The sequence below is a fragment of the Cupriavidus sp. OV096 genome (genome assembly GCF_900115455.1).
Lineage (GTDB): Bacteria > Pseudomonadota > Gammaproteobacteria > Burkholderiales > Burkholderiaceae > Cupriavidus.
Window position 1 is genome coordinate 166,284 of record NZ_FOWM01000009.1, and the last position, 17,806, is coordinate 184,089.

The 17,806-nt window shown below is 67.5% G+C and carries 15 protein-coding genes; 2 read left to right on the forward strand and 13 right to left on the reverse strand.

What is annotated here, in order from left to right; genetic code table 11:
- Positions 1-14: 14 nt before the first annotated feature.
- From garL to BM115_RS19665, 3 genes are read right to left on the reverse strand one after another with little or no spacing between them, the layout of a single operon-like run.
- Positions 15-803 (reverse strand): 2-dehydro-3-deoxyglucarate aldolase, encoded by a 789-nt coding sequence (gene garL, locus BM115_RS19655; protein WP_092297858.1) that lies wholly within the window; start codon positions 801-803, stop codon positions 15-17.
- A gap of 22 nt (positions 804-825) precedes the next feature.
- Positions 826-1,920, reverse strand: coding sequence for a malate/lactate/ureidoglycolate dehydrogenase (locus BM115_RS19660; RefSeq protein ID WP_092297861.1), 1,095 nt, complete (start codon positions 1,918-1,920; stop codon positions 826-828).
- 3 nt (positions 1,921-1,923) lie between these two features.
- Positions 1,924-2,919, reverse strand: coding sequence for a Bug family tripartite tricarboxylate transporter substrate binding protein (locus tag BM115_RS19665; protein WP_092297864.1), 996 nt, complete (start codon positions 2,917-2,919; stop codon positions 1,924-1,926).
- 279 nt (positions 2,920-3,198) lie between these two features.
- Between BM115_RS19665 and BM115_RS19670 the strand changes: the two genes are divergently transcribed.
- Complete coding sequence (locus BM115_RS19670; protein WP_092297867.1) at positions 3,199-4,878, forward strand: thiamine pyrophosphate-binding protein; 1,680 nt, start codon at positions 3,199-3,201, stop codon at positions 4,876-4,878.
- A gap of 27 nt (positions 4,879-4,905) precedes the next feature.
- Here BM115_RS19670 and BM115_RS19675 read toward each other — a convergent pair whose 3' ends face one another.
- Positions 4,906-5,223, reverse strand: coding sequence for a hypothetical protein (locus BM115_RS19675; RefSeq protein ID WP_092297970.1), 318 nt, complete (start codon positions 5,221-5,223; stop codon positions 4,906-4,908).
- Positions 5,224-5,392: 169 nt separating this feature from the next.
- Between BM115_RS19675 and BM115_RS19680 the strand changes: the two genes are divergently transcribed.
- Complete coding sequence (locus tag BM115_RS19680) at positions 5,393-6,280, forward strand: RNA polymerase sigma-70 factor (protein WP_092297973.1); 888 nt, start codon at positions 5,393-5,395, stop codon at positions 6,278-6,280.
- A 190-nt stretch (positions 6,281-6,470) separates the two neighbouring features.
- On the opposite strand, the gene BM115_RS19685 is transcribed toward BM115_RS19680, so the two are convergent.
- From BM115_RS19685 to BM115_RS19720, 9 genes are all read right to left on the reverse strand, one after another.
- Positions 6,471-7,577: a porin gene (locus tag BM115_RS19685; RefSeq protein ID WP_092297870.1), complete on the reverse strand. Its 1,107-nt coding sequence runs from the start codon at positions 7,575-7,577 to the stop codon at positions 6,471-6,473.
- A gap of 169 nt (positions 7,578-7,746) precedes the next feature.
- Positions 7,747-8,997, reverse strand: a complete 1,251-nt coding sequence (locus BM115_RS19690) for an ABC transporter substrate-binding protein (RefSeq protein WP_092297873.1) — start codon at positions 8,995-8,997, stop codon at positions 7,747-7,749.
- A 59-nt stretch (positions 8,998-9,056) separates the two neighbouring features.
- Complete coding sequence (locus BM115_RS19695) at positions 9,057-10,118, reverse strand: cyclase family protein (protein ID WP_092297876.1); 1,062 nt, start codon at positions 10,116-10,118, stop codon at positions 9,057-9,059.
- Positions 10,119-10,274: 156 nt separating this feature from the next.
- Positions 10,275-11,513, reverse strand: a complete 1,239-nt coding sequence (locus BM115_RS19700) for an AI-2E family transporter (RefSeq protein WP_092297879.1) — start codon at positions 11,511-11,513, stop codon at positions 10,275-10,277.
- A 263-nt stretch (positions 11,514-11,776) separates the two neighbouring features.
- Positions 11,777-11,926 (reverse strand): hypothetical protein, encoded by a 150-nt coding sequence (locus BM115_RS27335; protein ID WP_177219971.1) that lies wholly within the window; start codon positions 11,924-11,926, stop codon positions 11,777-11,779.
- Positions 11,927-12,120: 194 nt separating this feature from the next.
- The gene (locus BM115_RS19705) at positions 12,121-12,558 is read right to left on the reverse strand and encodes a hypothetical protein (protein WP_092297882.1); all 438 of its coding nucleotides are present in this window, start codon (positions 12,556-12,558) and stop codon (positions 12,121-12,123) included.
- Positions 12,559-12,642: 84 nt separating this feature from the next.
- Positions 12,643-13,587 carry a LysR family transcriptional regulator gene (locus BM115_RS19710; protein WP_092297885.1) on the reverse strand — a complete coding sequence of 315 codons (945 nt, stop codon included), beginning with the start codon at positions 13,585-13,587 and terminating at the stop codon, positions 12,643-12,645.
- Positions 13,588-13,605: 18 nt separating this feature from the next.
- Positions 13,606-15,297 carry an MBL fold metallo-hydrolase gene (locus tag BM115_RS19715; RefSeq protein WP_092297888.1) on the reverse strand — a complete coding sequence of 564 codons (1,692 nt, stop codon included), beginning with the start codon at positions 15,295-15,297 and terminating at the stop codon, positions 13,606-13,608.
- 113 nt (positions 15,298-15,410) lie between these two features.
- The gene (locus BM115_RS19720; protein WP_092297891.1) at positions 15,411-17,789 is read right to left on the reverse strand and encodes a DNA polymerase II; all 2,379 of its coding nucleotides are present in this window, start codon (positions 17,787-17,789) and stop codon (positions 15,411-15,413) included.
- Positions 17,790-17,806: the final 17 nt, after the last annotated feature.

Here is a 17,806-nt window from a genome sequence, read left to right on the forward strand (position 1 = left end):
CTATATAGATAGCGTCATTGCGCAAAGCGCTCGCGCAGCGCGCGGGAGGCGTCGCGCAGCAGCGTGTGGTCCAGCCCCACGGCGACGAAGTGCGCGCCCATGTCGAGGTAGCGGCGGGCGTCTGCCTCCACGGGAGTCAGCGTGCCGATGGCCTTGCCGGCGCGGTTGGCGGCGTCGTAGATCTGCGCCACGGCGGCCTGCACCTCCGGGTGGTTCGGGTCGCCGAGGTGGCCGTAGGCGGCGGCGAGGTCGTTCGGGCCGATGAAGATGCCGTCCACGCCGGGCTCGGCGCAGATCTCGTCGGCAGCCTCCACGCCCTTGCGGCTCTCGATCTGCACCAGCACGCAGATGTTCTCGTTGATGGTCTTGAAGAAGTCCGGCAGCGTGCCGTAGCGGTTCTGGCGCTGTACGCCGGACACCCCGCGCACGCCGTCCGGCGGGTAGCGCGTGGCCCGCACTGCGCGGCGGGCTTCCTCGGCCGACTCCACGAACGGGATCAGGAAGTTATAGAAGCCGATGTCCAGCAGGCGCTTGAGCAGCACGGGATCGTTCCAGGGCGGCCGGACCACGGGCGCGCTGGTGCTGTCCTTGAGCGCCATCAGCTGCGGCACGAAGGTCAGCACGTCGTTGGGCGCGTGCTCGCCATCGAGCAGCATCCAGTCGAAGCCGGCCAGGCCGATGATCTCGGTGGTAACCGGCTGGCCGAGCGAGGTCCAGCAGCCAATCAGGCGCTTGCGCGCGAGGATGTCCGCACGGAACTGGTTGGGCAGCGGGGAAAGCTGGGGCAGGTGAGGGGTCGTCATGAGAATTCCTTGAGCCTTGGGTTCAGTCCGCCGCCAGGGCGGAGAGCGGGCCGGGGGATTGGCCGCGCGCCTGGAGCACGCGCGCCGCGGCGTCGTCGAGCTGGGCCAGCGTGCCGGCATCCACGGGGATAAAGTCGGCGCGCGCCTTGCGCCATGCGCGCTCGGGGTCGCCGGGGAGGCGGATGGCATCGTTGCCCGGTTGCAGCCGGGACGCCTTCAGCCAATCAACAAAGGATTCCACCTCATGGCCGAAGGTGGTGCTGCTGCCGAGGCGGGCCGGATCGAAGATGATCGCCAGCATGTTGTTCCAGACCGCATGCTCGTGCGTCAGCGTTTCCGGGCGGATGGTGTGGCCGCCAGTCACGGCCGCGCCGAGCAGCTCGCACATCACGGCCAGCACGTAGCCCTTGTGCTCGCCGAAGGTGCGCAGCGCGCCGTGCGGCGTACCGGGCGGCGGGAACATGACCGACGGGTCGTCGGTGGGATGCCCGTTCGGGTCCATCAGGCTGCCCGGCGGCACCGGCACGCCCTTGTTGTTGGCCACGCGCACCTTGCCCATTGCGATGGCGCTGGTGGCGAAGTCGAGCACCAGCGGCGGGGCCCCCGCCACCGGCACGCCGATCGTGAATGGATTGGTGCCGAAGCGCGCGTCGTAGCCGCCATGCGGCGCCACGAGCGGCTTGGACAGCACATTCACGAAGTGGATCGAGATCATGCCGGCCGCCGTGGCCTGCTCGGCCCAATGGCCCACCCGGCCCAGATGGTGCGAGCGCCGCAGCCCCATCACGCACACGCCGTGCTCCTGTGCGCGGGCGATGCCCATGCGCATCGCCTCCTCGGTCACGACCTGGCCCATGCCCCGGTTGCCGTCCAGGCTCAGGATGCCGCCGGACTCATGCACCACGCTGACCTGCTGGTTGAGCTGCAATTGCTCGCCCTGCCAGGACAGCACGTACTTCGGGATCATGCCCACGCCATGCGAGTCATGGCCCGAGAGATTGGCGCCGACGAGGTGGTCGGCGGTCAGCTGCGCCTCACGCGCATCGGACCCCGCCGCCAGCCACAGGTCCACGACCCAGCGATGCAGGCCGGCGGTCGGAATACGGTGTTCTGCCATGCGTTACTCCAGGTGGATGTTGGCGACCTTGATCAGGTTGGCCCACTTGGCCACCTCGCTCTTCTGGAACTTGCCGAGTTCGGCCGGGCCGGCGCCAGACGGCTCCACGCCCATGCCCACCAGCTTCGCCTTGACGTCCGGCTGGTGGATGATCTTGCCGATCTCGGTGGCCAGCTTGTTGACGATGGGCATCGGCGTGCCGGCCGGCGCGAAGATCGCCTGCCACGAGACGATTTCATAGCCCGGCAGGCCCGATTCGGCCATGGTCGGCACATCGGGCAGCTCGGCGGCGCGCTTGGCGCCGGTGGTGGCCAGCGCGCGGAACTTGCCGGACTGCACCATCGGCATGGCGGCCACGCTGTTCTCGAAGACGATATCGACCTGATTGCCGAGCAGCGCCTGTACCGCCTGGCTGCTGCCCTTATAGGGCACGTGGGTCATCTTCAGGCCGGCCATGTTGGCGAACAGTTCGGCCGCCAGATGCTGGGAGGTGCCGTTGCCGGACGAGCCGAAGTTGATCGACCCCGGTTTGGCCTTGGCCGCTGCCATCACGTCCTGCACCGACTTGTACGGGCTGTTCACGTTCACCACCAGCACATTGGGCAGCGTGCCGATCAGCGCCACCGGCTGGAAGTTCTTGACCGGGTCGTACGGCATCTTGGGGTACAGGCTCACGTTGATGGCGTGCGAGCTGATGGTGCCGCCGAGCAGCGTGTAGCCGTCCGGCGCGGCCTTGGACACGTAGTCCGAACCGATATTGCCGCCGGCGCCGGCGCGGTTTTCCACCACCACCGACTGGCCGAGCACCTGCGACAGCCGCTGGCCGATCAGTCGGCCGAGCAGGTCCGTGGTGCCGCCCGCCGCGAACGGCACGACGTAGTTGATCGGCTTGCTGGGGTACTGGTCGGCGGACTGGGCTTGCGCCAGTGGGGCCGCCGCCATGCATCCAAGGCAAAGCACGGCCAGGGCCGGCCGCATCAATCGATGAGGGAAGGACATTGCATGGTCTCCTGTTTTCGCGAGCATTGTTATGGGACGGCCGGGATGGCCGTCAGGTGTCGCGGGCGGGCGCGCTGTCATGGCAGCATCGCCTCGGTAGCCAATCTACACGGGCGCGAGGCGGGCTGCCTTGCATAAAACGCATAACAGAAATGCACGATAGACCCCGCGGCGGCGCCCGTCAAACGGAAAAATCGCTGTCATCGCCGCCTGCTTCGGGTCTGGCGCCTGCTTGGCTCCACCTTGGCGCCGCCTCCGATCCTGTCCATACTTTTCGTCATGACCGCTCAAACCCCATCCTTTCAGGCCCGCACCGGCGGCCGTGTCCTCGTGGACCAACTGCGCCTGCATGGCACGGAGCGCATCTTCTGCGTGCCCGGCGAGAGTTTTCTGGACGTGCTGGACGCGCTGCACGACCAGCCGGCCATCGACCTCGTCGTCACCAAGCACGAAGGCGCCGCCGCCAACATGGCCGAGGCCGACGGCAAGCTGACCGGCCGCCCCGGCATCTGCTTCGTCACCCGGGGGCCGGGCGCCACCCACGCCAGCATCGGCGTGCATATCGCCCAGCAGGACTCCACGCCGATGATCCTGTTCGTGGGGCAGATCTCCCGCGCCCACAAGGGCCGGGAGGCGTTCCAGGAGGTGGATTACGCGGCAGTGTTCGGCACGATGGCCAAGTGGGCGGCCGAGATCGACGATCCGGCCCGGATTCCCGAGATGGTGGCGCGCGCCTTCCAGGTGGCCACGTCCGGCCGGCCCGGCCCGGTGGTGCTGGCGCTGCCCGAAGACGTGCTCGACGATCTGGTGGACTGCGCCGATGCCGAGCCGTACCGCACCGTGGCGGCCGCCCCGCGCGCCGAGGATGCCCGGGCGCTGGCCGCCGCGCTGGCCGAGGCCCGCCAGCCGCTGGTGATCGCCGGCGGCGCCGGCTGGACCGACGCGGCAGTGCGTGACTTCGCCGCCTTCGTCAAGGCATGGAACCTGCCCGTAGCCTGCGCCTTCCGCCGGCAGGACGTGATCGATAACCGCGACCCGCACTACATCGGCCATCTGAGCCTGGGCGTGAGCCCCAAGCTGGCCGAGCGGGTGCGCACGGCCGACCTGATCGTGGCGGTCGGCACCCGGCTGGGCGACATCGCCACCGATGGCTACACGCTGCTGGAAGTCCCGCGCCCGAAGCAAAAGCTGGTGCATATCCATGCCGATAGCGGCGAGCTGGGCCGCGTCTACCAGTCGGCACTGCCGATCCATTCGGGCGTGGTGCCTGCGGCAGCCATGCTGGCCGCGCTGCCGGCGCCGGCTTCTATCGGATGGAAGGACTGGACCAGCGGCGCCCGGGCCGAGCACGAGGCCTTCGTCACGCCGCCCAAGCCCCATGCGGAACTGACGGGGGTGGATATGGCTGCCGCGATGTCGCACCTGAACGCGGTGCTGCCCGAAGACGCCATCCTCAGCAACGGCGCCGGCAACTATACGGTCTGGCTGCACCGCTTTTATGCCTACAAGCGTCCGCGCACGGAACTGGCGCCCACCTGCGGCGCGATGGGCTACGGCCTGCCGGCCGCGATTGCCGCGAAGCTGCGCGCGCCCGAGAAGACCGTGGTCTGCCTGGCTGGCGACGGTTGCTTCCTGATGTATCCGCAGGAGATCGCCACGGCCGCCGCGCATGGCGCCAACCTGATCGTGATCCTGGTGAACAACCGCATGTACGGCACCATCCGCATGCATCAGGAGAAGCGCTACCCGGGCCGCCAGAGCGGCACGACCATCGCCAACCCGGATTTCGTGGCGATGGCGCGCGCCTGCGGGGCGTGGGCGGAGCGGGTGGAGAAGACGGAGGACTTTGCGGCAGCGTTCGAGCGCGCCCGCAACGCCGGCCAGCCGGCCGTGCTGGAGCTGATGACCGATCCGCTCCAGATCACGCCCGCAATGCGCGTGACCGAACTGCCGGCCTGAGCCCGGATCAGACGCTGCCTAGGCGATCTAGAACAGCGCCGCTTGTGGCCGGGCCTCGTGCCCGGCTTTTTCATGGCCGGACGTCGGGCGGGCCAGGATCTTGCGGATCTGCTCCAGATACCGCTCGCCCACCGCGCGATGGCTCTTGCGAGCCTCGTCCGCCAGCGCGCGGCGCGACGGCGCCCGAATCCCGATCAGGCGGCAAATCGTTGAAAGATAAGGCTTTTTATCGTCGACGGTGGCCCGGTGCGCGGCCGACAGCAGGGCGGCATCACCAATGCGCCCCCGCAGCCAGACCAGCACCTGGCGGTCATATTCGTTCTGCACACGGATCAGGTGGATCAGGTGTTCCATTCCGCACTCCGATATACTGTTCATTCATACAGTTACTGTAAATATATACAGTGCATCGGAATTTTCAAGGTGTGCGTCGGAAAATGCTTGAAAGTTCTTGCGCTGGGCCGGCACGCGTGGCCACCATGGCGGTCTGCCAGCCGCCTTTTCGCATCGAATCATGGACGACACCACCGCCACCTTCCACAAGCTGCGCCCGCGCCTGCACGGGATTGCCTACCGGATGCTCGGCGCCGTGGCCGAGGCCGAGGACGTCGTACAGGACGCCTGGCTGCGCTGGCACACGGCTGACCAGACGGAAATCGAAAATGCCGAAGCCTGGCTGGTCTCGGTAACCACTCGCATCGCCATCGACCGCCTGCGCGCCGCCAAGATCCAGCGCGAGCACTACACCGGGATCTGGCTGCCCGAGCCGCTGATCACGGACAGCCCGGACAACCCCGAGGCCATCAAGGAGCGCGCCGACGACATCTCCGTCGCCTTCCTCCTCCTGCTGGAGCGCCTGACGCCCGAGGCCCGCGCGGCCTTCCTCCTGCGCGAGGTTTTCGACAACGACTACGACGAGGTGGCGCGCGTGATCGGCAAGAGCGAGGCCAACTGCCGCCAGCTGGTCAGCCGGGCAAAAACCCAGCTACGCGACGACCGGCCGCGCTTCACGGTGTCCCCGGACACCCATCGGCACATAGTCCAGGCGTTCGCCCAGGCGATGCAGGGCGGCGACTTCGCCGGCATCCAGGCGCTGCTGGCCAACGACGCCACCCTGGCCGGCGACGGCGGCGGCAGGGTCCAGACCTTCCCCAAGCCGCTCGAAGGCGCCCGCCGCATCGCCCAACTGTTCTACGCCACCCGCCTCAGATTCCCCGGCGAGGGCCTCCGGGTGCGGCTGGTGCTGCTCAATGGCGAATGGGCGCTGCTGCGCTACTTCGACGGTGCGCTGGAGTCCGCGCAGACCTTTGTGGTCGAAGGCGACCGCATCGCCCGCATCCACGTGCAACGCAACCCGGACAAACTGGCGCGGATTGCGGCGTATTTTGGCGGAGAGGCGTAAGGAAGGGGCGGCCGCTGTGAGTTCGTGCGCCTTGATCGCAGTCATGTCCAGGTACGGGCTTGTCCCGGCTGCACCGGCATAACGCCCGGCGGGCGTTTTCTGCGGCCTGATCCAAAAAAGAGCCCGCCAAGGCGGGCCCAAAGACGAAGGGAAAGTCTCCGTCAAGTGGATTTCAGCGTGGCCGCTGCGCTCAGAAGCGGTGGCGGATGCCGACGATGGCGCCGAACTGGTTCTGGCCGGCGCCCACCTGTTCGGTTGTGGCCGTCAGGGTGCTGGCGCTGCGGTTCAGCGACGGGCCGAAGCCGGACAGGCCCATGGCCGAGCCGTCCCGGTTCTGGGCGTAGGCGACGATGGTGTACAGGTCGGTGCGCTTGGAGAACGCGTACGTGCCGGACAGCACGAAGCTGTACGGGTCGCCGCCGCTGTTGCGCACGTCGGTGTAGTAGGCCGCGCCAGTCAGCGTGATGGCCGGCGTGACCTGGTAGTTCGCGCCGATCCAGTACAGGTTGGTGCGCAGCGAGCTGCTGGCGAAGTCGCCGTAGTACCAGCGATAGCCGGCGAAGGCACGGGCCCGGCCGAAGTCGTAGCTGGCGCCGAGGGTGGCGCGGCGCTCGCGGTTGTCGTCCGTGACGACGGTGCTGCCGCGCACTTCGTCGTACACCACGCGGGCGGACAGCGGGCCGGCCGTGTAGCCGACGCTGGCGCTGAAGTTGCGGCCGGCCTTGTAGTCGCCCGGCACCTCGCCGCCGGCGCTGCTGTCGTAGCCGGTGCTGTAGAACAGACCGTAGTACAGCGCGCCGGTCTGGCCGGTGAACTTCACCGAATTGTCGGCGCGGCCGGACATCCACTTGTCGTGCATCAGCACCGAGTAGCGCGTGGCGATGGCCATCGGGTCATAGGCCAGCGAGAAGTCGTACAGCACGGTCTGATGGCGGCCCAGCGACAGCGTGCCGTACTGGTTCTGCAGGCCGACGAACGCCTGACGGCCGAACATGCGGCCGCCCTGGTTGGCGCTGCCGGTGTCGAGGTCGAAGCCGTTTTCCAGCGTGAAGACGGCCTTCAGGCCGCCGCCCAGGTCTTCGGCGCCGCGCAGGCCCCAGCGGGAGGTGGAGAGGTTGCCGGCGGACATCCGCACGACGTTGTTGCTGCCGCCGGTGGCCGCGTTCGGCACGTTGGTCAGGAATTCCACGCCAGCGTCGACGACGCCGTAGAGCGTGATGCTGCCCTGGGCGTGGGCAGCAGCGGGCAGGGCAGGGAGGATGGCCAGCGTGGCCAGGCAGGCGAGACGGGTCTTCATGCGTTCGTGATCCTTGTTATGGTCGCCGCCCGCGCACCCCGTAAGGGCTCGGGCGTGCCGGCGGCGACTGCAATGTAACGAGGGATCAGGAACGGGAGAAGCGCGTCTGGGCTGACAGACTGTCCCGGGATTTGAACAATTGGGGCGTCAAGCGCCCTTCAGCGCTCCGTCAGCGGCTGCCCTTGAGCAACGGACATTGCGACTTCGACGGCGGGATGAACGCCTGGTCGCCCGGCACCGTGGCCAGCACCTTGTAGTAGTCCCACGGGTACTTGGACTCGGCCGGCGTCTTGACCTCGAACAAATACATATCGTGCACCATGCGCCCATCGGCGCGGATGCGGCCGTTCTTGGCGAAGAAGTCGTTGATCGGCATCGCCTTCATCTTCTCCATGGTCGGTGCGGTCTCGTCCGTGCCGGCCGCCTGCACGGCCTTCAGGTAGTGCGTGACGGAGGAGTAGACGCCTGCCTGGCTCATGTTCGGCATCTTCTTGACCTTGTCGAAGTACTTGCGCGACCACGCGCGCGTGGCGTCGTTCATGTCCCAGTAGAACGCCTCGGTCAGCACCAGCCCCTGCGCGGTCTTGAGGCCGAGCGCGTGGATGTCGTTGATATAGAGCAACAGTCCGGCCATGCGCTGCTTGCCGTCGCGCGTCAGGCCGAACTCGGAGGCGGCCTTGATGGCGTTGACCGTGTCGCCGCCTGCGTTGGCCAGGCCCACCACCTGCGCCTTGCTCGCCTGCGCCTGGAGCAGGTAGGAGGCGAAGTCGCTGGTACTGAGCGGATGGCGCGCGGCGCCGAGCACCTGCCCGCCGGCCTCGGTGACCACCGTGGTGGCTGACTGCTGGAGCGTGTGGCCGAACGCGTAGTCGGCGGTCAGGAAGAACCACGTCTTGCCGCCGCGCTGGACCATGGCCTTGGCCGTGGTGTTCGCCAGCGCGTAGGTGTCGTAGGCGTAGTGGACCGAAACCGGCGTGCACAGGTCGTTGGTGAGGCGCTCGCTGCCGGGGCCGGAGAACACCACGATCTTGTTCTTCTGCTTCGCCACGTCGAGCACGGCCAGCGCGGGTGCCGAAGCCGCCACATCCAGGATGGCATCGACCTTGTCCGTATCGAACCATTCACGCGCCTTGTTGGCGGCGATGTCGGCCTTGTTCTGGTGATCCACCACCACCAGCTCGATTTTCTTGCCGAGCACCTTGCCGCCGAAGTCGTCGATGGCCATCTGCGCCGCCGTGGCGCTGCCGCGCCCGGTCACGTCGGCGTAGAGGCCGCTCATGTCGAGCAGCAGGCCGATCTTGACGACATCATCGGAAATCCCTGCCTTCGGCTGGGCCGAGGCGATGCCGGCCACACCGCCAGCACCGGCCAGCGCCAGCAGGGCAGCGGCCGTCCGCCGCCATGTCGCGGAAGTCTTCATGGTTGTCTCCTCCAGTTTTTTATCTAGTTCTTCTACGATTTAAAAACGCACACCGCAGATCACACCGTGGCCACCGGCGTCACCGGCGAGCCCACCGCGCCCGGCAGCCGCAGCGGCGGCGCCGTGAGCATGAAGCGCGAGCGGCGGTGCGCGCGCAGCCAGTCCGCCAGGTCCTTGAGATACCAGAGTTCGCCAAGCGGCAGCCCCAGCTTGAACAGGCAATGGTGGTGGAGCGGCAGCAGCGGATGCGTCTTCGCCTCGTCGGGCGGCGGCAGGGCCGGGTAGCGCTCCACGGCGTAGTTGTCGGCGATCAGCGCGGCGATGCCGGAATCGGTGATCCAGTTCAGCAGCCGGGCGTCGCGCCCGTTTAGCGCTGCGCAACTGTGGTGGAGCACCGCTTCGTCGGGCTCGCGCTGCATCGACAGCACGACTTCGGCAAAGCCGGTGCGCAGCAGGAGCATGTCGCCGGGCTCCACTTCCACGCGATGGGTGTCCATGGCGTGCATCAGGTCGTCGTAGCCGACGTTGCGGAAGTCCATGCCGAACACATCGGCCAGATCCACCAGCACGCCCCGGCCCTGCATGCCCTTGACGGCGAAGTTCTCGATGCCGAGCGCATCCGCGTGGCTATGGGTATGGCCGTGGCTGCAATCGTGGGCGGCGAACTGGTCGTCATCGGCATAGTCGACCGGGCCGACGATGTCCGCGTTGGCGCGATAGCCGTTGTAGTAGACGCGCTCGAGCTTGCCATCGCCGTCCGCATCGAACAGCGCGCCCACGTGCGCCAGCGAGTCCCACTGGGTGGAGTACTGGAGGCAGAGCAGCACCTGATCGTCGCTGATGACATCGGTCGCGGCCGGGTTCACCTTGGCCAGCGGGAAGTTCATGTACGGGGAGTCGTCGCGGAAGGTGGGGCGCAACTCGGGCGGATGGCGGCGCGGATTGAGCTTGTTGCCGCCGGGGTAGTCCAGCGGCAGCGAGAGGCAGAAGCTGCGCCCCGCCTGGATCTCGCGCGCGCCCTTGACCACCTGCTCGGGGCCGATCAAATTGACGCGCCCCAGTTGATCGTCAGGACCGAAATCGCCCCAGTTGGAGCCCTGCGGACGTTGCTGCCAACGCATGCCTGATACCTCCCTCGCGAAAGATGTTGTCGGTTGAAGCGCCGCCGCCACATCGCGGCGCAGCATCCGGTTATACGTGATCCATGCGGCGCGGTCATTCTGCGTCGCATCAAGTTCCGCGTGACGAAATAGGAGGAAGGAAGGCGAGGGGGACGGCTATTCGCCGAGGAACTCGGCCACCACCTCGAGCCCTTCGACGTGGTCGGCCACGACCTTGGCGATGACGGCCAGCGGAATCGCCAGCAGCATCCCCCAGGTGCCCCAGAGCCACGTGAACAGCAGCAGCGAGACGAAGACGGCGACGGCGTTCATGCGCGCCATGCGGCCCGTCATCCAGGTGGTCATGCCGGAGCCGATCAGCGTGGCGATCAGCATCGACCCACCGGCCGCCGCTGCCGCGACGGACAGCGTGCCGAACTGCATGAACCCGGCCACGCCCAGGCACAGGGCGATCAGTACCGCGCCGAAGTACGGCACCAGGTGCAGCGAGGCAGCCGCCAGCGCCCATGCGCCGGCATTGTCGATCGACAGATACCTGAGCAGGATGTACGTACAAAGCCCCAGCGCGGCGTTCGTGATGACCAGCATCAGCATGTAGCGCTGGATCGCCCGGTTGATCTCGTCGAGCATGTGCACGCTGATCTTCTTCTGGCTGATGGTGGTGCCGGCCATCTTGATGAACTTGCGCTTGAACATGTCGCCGCCCAGCAGCAGGAACCAGGTCAGGAACAGCACGACGATGGCCTGCGCCAGCATCGCGAAGACGCCCATCGATCCCACCCAGATGGCGTTGTTGAGGGCGTCGGCGGAACGTTCGACGACGATCGGCGCGCCCTTGGCCGGCGGTGGCTGACCGGTACCGACCAGTACCGTGGTGGCGCGGCGGATCTTTTGCAGCATGGAGTCGTCGCCGCTCACCAGTTCGCCCAGCGAGCGGGAGAGCTTGCTGGCGATGGCGGGCAGCCGGTCGACGATAGATTCAATCTGCCCCTGGAGCAGATAGGCGCCGCACAGCAGCAGGGCCAGCATGCCGAGCAGCACCACGGTCGCGCCCACGGCGCGCGGCACCCGCTGGCGCTGGAGCCACTCGACCATCGGATCGAGCAGGTAGGCGATGACGATGGCCACCACCACTGGCACGATGAAGTCGCGGGCGAGGTGCAGGGTGTAGAGCGATGCGAGCGTCGCCAGAATGACCAACGCCGTGCTGGCGCGGCGCACAGAGACGGACAGCTTGGGGGGCGTACGGGTGGGTGACGCCGGCGCGGCGTCCGCGGGCACCTCAGCCGTGACTGCGGGCACCCCCTCCGGTACGACATCCGGCACAACATCAGGCCCGGCCACGGTGCCGGGCGGGGCGGCCCGCATGGCGGGCTGGATCGGTACGCGCGACATGGATGGCGGGGCGGCTCGCAGACAAGAAGGACATGGCGTCACGAGGCGGACGCCTGCCATAACGATAGTCACTGCGGGGCGCGGGAGGGTGTCGGTGCGTTCCGGGTCGCGGTGTAGGACAGCGGCGCGACCTTCCAAGGCGGGCTTGGGCGTGTGCAGCCTGATACACGAAAGCCCCACCAAAGCAAAAGCCCGGTCTCGTGAACCGGGCTTCTGGGGATTGCGTGGCTGGCGTAGCCGGGGGGCGATCAGCGCATGGCGGGTTAGCGCGTCAGCGTCGAATGATCGTCGCCGTGAGGGCGGGCGCCCGACTGCTTGAGCAGCGGGTCATTCTTGAGCACCCAGCGGGCGCCAAAGGCCAGTGCGACGATACAGGCCAGCATATACGCAACGATCACAGTGAGAGTCAGCATGGCATCACAGGAGTAGGTTGCGACCGCGTTGCCAGCTTTCGTTGGCGGGCCGATGGGAACGAATTGTATGTGAGACAAGACGTTTCACCGGCGCCGATTTGCCTGAAATTTTCTGTATGCCGATCTAAGCCTGACTAATATCGGCAGGTTCTACGAGGGGCATGGATCATGACCGCCTCGCATCAGCCTCGGCCCTAGAAGTAGCACCCCATCTCGTATTGCTGCGAGCGCAAAGCATGGACGTCGCTGCGGTAGCGGTCCGCGCGGCTCCAGTACTCGGTGGTATGCATGGCGCGCTCGGCGGCCCGCGCCTGGTACTCGAGTGCCCGGCACTGATTCCAGAAGACGTTCTGCGCGCGCAGGTCGAGATCGTCCTCGCGCCCCTGCCAGACCTGGATCTGTTGCGCCATCTGGGCGCGGCTCTGCAGGTAGGCCTGCTCGTCCTGGCGGATCTTGGGGGTCTTGGTGATGGTGGTCACATTGGCACGCATGGTGGACGTGACATCGCGGTAGCCCGCCGGGCACGATGCCGCCGTATAGAGCGTGTCCTTGCCGCTCTGGCACTTGGTGACGGCATGGGCGGCGCCGGAGGCGGCCAGCATCAGCAGCAGGATGGCAAATTGTCTGGACATGGCGGCGCCTTGGACGAATAGCGATGTCATCCAATGTAGGCAGCGATGCGCCGCGCTGCCAGTGCGGCAAGGTATCCAGATATTTCAGGTACGGGGGTTGCCGCGCTTTCGGTGTCCAGGCAGCGCCTTGGCGCCCTGCATTTCGGCATTGGCGGTCAGCAGCATGTCGTAGAGCTGCTGCGCCGCCGGCGACAGGGACCGGCCGCGCCGCCGGATCAGCCCCACGGTACGCGAGACGGTAGGCTCCACCAGCGGCACGCTGGTCAGCGTGGGATGCTTGCCCGGCGGCATGGCCAGCCGGGGTACCGCCGCCACGCCGAGCCCGGCTTCCACCAGGCTCACCAGCGTGCTGACGTGCCGCACCTCGCAATACCACTGTGGGCGATCGGGTACATCGGTCAGCGCCAGGTCCAGCAGCATGCGGTTGCCGCTGGCCTTGCCCACGGTCATGTAGTCGTACTGGCCCAGTTCGGCCCAGGTGACCTTGCGCTTGCGCGCCAGCGGATGGTCGGGCGGGCAGGCCACCACGAACGGTTCCTTGAGCACGGGTTCGAACTCGACATCCGGCTCCTGCGTGCCGATGTAGTTCAGGCCGAAGTCGGCCTCGTTGCGCACGATCAGGTTCAGCACCTCGTTGGCGCCTTCGTCGATCAGCCGCACGACGATGCGCGGCCACGTCTCGTGGTACTTGCGCAGCACCGCCGGCAGGAAGTAGCGCACCGCCGAGGGCACGCACGCCACCGTGACTTCGCCGGTCACGCGGGTGGCCACGTCCCGGATGCCGAGCAGCGACTCCTCCAGCCCGTTCAGGAGTTCGCGCGCCTTGCGCGAGAACTCCCGGCCCACGGCGGTCATCTCCACCGAGCGCGTCGTCCGGTCGAACAGCCGCACGCCGAGGGCGTCTTCCAGCTTCTCGATCCGGCGCGACAACGCCGGCTGGGACAGATGCAACTCCGTCGCTGCCGCGCGGAAGCTGCTCAGTTCGGCCACCGCCACGAAGGCGCGCAGATCGGAAAGGCTGAAGTTCATGCGCGGCTCATTTGTGGCTCATGCCGAAATCAGATGCCAGACCGCCTCGGTCTCGCGCGCCACGCCGTCTTCCTCGAGCTTGCGCAGGTGGGCCAGCAGCGAGCGCTGCGCCACCGGATGCATGCGCTCGGGCACGTCGTCGTAGACGCTGGCGAGCAGCGTGCCGATATCGGCCGGCGCCAGCGCGCGCAGCGCGTTCAGCACCTTGGCCTCGCGCTGCTGCCGATGGCGAATCAGCAGCCGGATGGCATCCCGGGGGCGCGGCATCAGGAAGCCGTGGCCCGGCGCAATCCACTCCAGGTCTTCGTCGAGCAGCGCCTGCAGGGACGCCAGATAGGCGCGCATGTCCCCATCGGGCGGATTGATGACGACGCTGGAGCCCTGCATGACGTGGTCGCCCGTGAACAGCGTCTTCTCTTCCTCGAGCAGGTAGCAGAGATGGTTCGATGCATGCCCCGGCGTGTGCACCACCCGCAGCGTGGCGTGCGGGCCGAGCACGATGCGCTCTCCGTGCTCGGGCATGCGGTCCGGCGCGAAAGTCTGGTCCTGGCGGTCCTGCACGGCCGTGACGCGCCCCCAGACCGGCGCGCCGGTGGCCTCGCGCACCGCCACGGAGGCGGGCGAATGGTCCAGGTGGGTATGCGTGACGAGAATCCACTTCACCGGGCCCGGCGCGGCGGCCAGCACGGCGGTGATATGGGCCGGATCGGCGGGGCCGGGATCGATCATCGCCCAGGTGTTGTCCGCGCCGCCGCCCACGAAGTAGGTGTTGGTGCCGGGGCCAGTCATCACGTTGCCGTTGTCCGCCGTGACGCGCCAGACCCGTTCGGAGAGCTTCACCGCTGCGCCCGGCGCCAGCGCGTAGCGGCCATGGCCGGCGCCATCGGGGTCGATCCGGGCGATTTCGGCGTACGGCGCTTCCTCCGGCATCACCGGCCGCACGCCCTTGGGGCCGGTGGCCAGGCGCGGCATGATCTGCACGATGTTGCGCAGCTTTTGGGCATGGTCGAAGCACGCCTGCGCAGTCGGGAAGTGCGAAATCGACTGGAGCATGCGCCGCGTGACGTTGACCAGGGAGATCTCGTTCGCCGGGTCGAGCGCATCGACGGGCCGCATCCAGCGATGCTCGACCGCTTCAACGCCATCGTGCCGCGCGGTCTGCCCAGCCGGCGCCAGCGCGAAGAAGAAGCGCGTGTCGAAGCGCTTCGGCAGGCCCGGCGGCGTCAGCCAGTGGCTGCCGTAGGCCAGTTGGTCCACGGCGAGGCGCACGCCCAGCCGTTCGCAGACATGGGCGATGCCGGCGCCGCCGTAGCCGGCGGCTTCGCGCAGGCTGCCGTAGGTGTCCGCGTCGAGTGCATCGAGATCCACATTCTGGCCGTTGGCATCGCGGGCGAACAGCAGGCCGGCTTCCTCGAACGCTTCGCGTGCGGCGCAGAGGTAATAGTCGAGCCCGTTTTTGTCGACATTGAGCCGGGCGCTGGCGGCGGCATCGTCGAGGCCATCGCACAAGGGGTGAAGTGCCGTATCCTGCTCATCGAGTGTGCCGCCCGGGAAGACAAAGGCACCGGCGCTGCGGTCGTCGTCGCGCTGGGGGCGGCGCATCATCAGCACCTCCATGCCCGCCGGGCCGTCGCGTAGCACCAGCACGCTGGCGGCGGCGCGCAGGGCTTTGGAGCGAACGGGGGCGGCAGTGGCGTGGGTCTCGGACATGGACGGAATGGGGCGCAGTATCAGAACAGGCGCCAAGTGTAATGGGTTCGGGCGGTTCGAATCTGCCGCGATGCAGCAGGAATCCCGCGCTGCTCTTGGGATGGGGGCGGATTTCAGTCCGGAAACAGCGCCATCTGCCCAGTCAGCAGCGTGTCGAAATCATCGTCGAGGAAGGGCAGGATGGCGTCGGCAATCGGCTGGAGCTGTTTTGTGATGTAGTGGTCATAATCGATCGGCGACTGGCGCGGATCGAGCGTCTCCATCGGCATCGGCCCGGCCACCGTCATCACATAGCTGATCCAGCCGCCGTTCTGGTACTGGCGCGGGCGGCCCTGGCTATCGTTATAGGCATCGGCCAGCCGCGCGGCGCGCACGTGAGGCGGGACGTTGCGCTGGTAGTCGCCAAGCTGGCGCCGCAGGCGCTTGCGGTAAACCAGTTGCGCGTCCAGTTCGCCGGCCAGCGTGCGGCGCACGATGTCCCGCACATAATCGCGGTACGGCTCGCGGTTGAAGATCATCGCGTAGAGCGTCTGCTGGAACTGCTGCGCCAGCGGCGACCAGTCCGTGCGCACCGTCTCCAGCCCCTTGAACACCATCTCGGCGCGGCCATCGGCACGCATGACCTGACCGGCGTAGCGCTTCTTGCTGCCCAACTCGGCGCCCCGGATGGTTGGCATCAGGAAGCGCCGGAAGTGGGTCTCGAACTGGAGTTCCAGCGCGCTGTCCAGGTCGAAGGTCTGGCGCAGGTGGTCGCGCCACCAGTCGTTGACGTAGGCGACAAGTTCACGCCCGATGCGTGCCGCATCGTCCTCGGCATGGGCGCCGCGCAGCCAGACGAAGGTGGAGTCGGTGTCGCCATAGATCACGTCATAGCCGCGCGCCTCGATCAGCAGGCGCGTCTGGCGCATGATCTCGTGGCCGCGCATGGTGATCGACGACGCCAGCCGCGGGTCGAAGAAGCGGCAGCCGCTCGATCCCAGCACGCCGTAGAACGCATTCATGATGATCTTCAGCGCCTGCGAGAGCGGCTTGTTCTGCTCGCGCTTGGCCGCCTCGCGGCCCTGCCAGATCCGCGCGACGATGGCCGGCAGGCAGTGCTTGCCGCGCGAGAACCGCGCGCCCCGGAAGCCGGGCACCGAATCGGCGTCATCGGGGTGGGCCAGCCCCTCCACCAGCCCAATCGGATCGATCAGGAAGGTGCGGATGATCGATGGATACAGGCTCTTGTAGTCCAGCACCAGCACCGACTCGTACAGGCCGGGGCGCGAATCCATGACAAAACCGCCGGGGCTGGCCTCGGGCGCCAGTTCGCCCAGATTCGGCGCCACGTAGCCCTGCCGGTGCATCAGCGGCATATATAGATGTGTGAAGGCGGCCACCGAGCCGCCGCTGCGGTCGGTCGGCAGGCCGGTGACGGTGGCGCGCTCCAGCAGGAAGGTCAGCAGCTCGGTGGCGGCGAAGATGCGGGTGACCAGCTCGCAGTCGCGCAGGTTGTAGCGTGCCAGCGCGGGCTTGTCCTCGGCGAACATGCGGTCGATGGCGTCCATGCGGTCGTAGGGGTTGTCGATCGCCTTGCCTTCGCCGAGCAGGGTCTGGGCCACCGACTCCAGGCTGAACGACGGGAAGCTCCACGTGGCGCCGCGCAGCGCCTCGATGCCGTCGATGATCAGCCGCCCGGCCGCCGCCGCGAAGTAGTGCTGCTGCCTGGCGTGCTCGCGCCACTCCATCTCGGCGCCGCCCCGGCCCAGCCGCAACGGCACCTGGAACTGCACTGCGTGGGCCTGCAGCACGCGAAGATCGAACTGAACGAGGTTCCAGCCGATGATGGCGTCCGGGTCGTGCTCGGCCAGCCACTGGTTGAGTTTTTCGAGCAGGGCGGGGCGGGTGTCGCAGTATTCGAGCGCGAAGTCCAGCGGGGCCGGATCGCCCGCCGGCGCCGGGCCGAGCATATAGACCTGCCGCTGGCCGCAGCCTTCCAGCGCAATCGAATACAGCTCGCCATGGGCGGTGGTTTCGATATCGAGCGAGACCAGGCGCAGGGTGGGGCGATAGTCGGTGGCCGGCTTCATCTGCGCTTGGCGCAGCACGCCGTGCGCGTCCGGCTGGCCGTCGAACCAGACCGGCGCGGTGATGAAGCGCTCCATCAGGTAGCGCTCGGGCGGGCGGATATCGGCCTCGTAAACATCCACGCCAGCCTGCCGCAGCGCCTTGTCGATCCGGATCAGCTGGCGGTGCTGCTGGCAGTAGAGCCCGAGCACGGGCCGGCGGTGGAAGTCCTGCAACTCGAGCGGGCGCAAGTCCACATCGCGCTCGCCGCGCAGCAGCGGCTCGGCCTGATCGCGCTGGGCCTCGGGCACGAAGGCCACCGACGGCTGGGGCGGCAGGCGCAGCAGGCGCGGCCCCTGGTCCGTGGCCAGCCAGAAATCGACCTCGGTACCGGAGGGAGTATCGCGCCAGTGCCGGGTCAGGATGAAGCCCTGCTCAAGTGCCACGCTGGAAGCCTATGGAA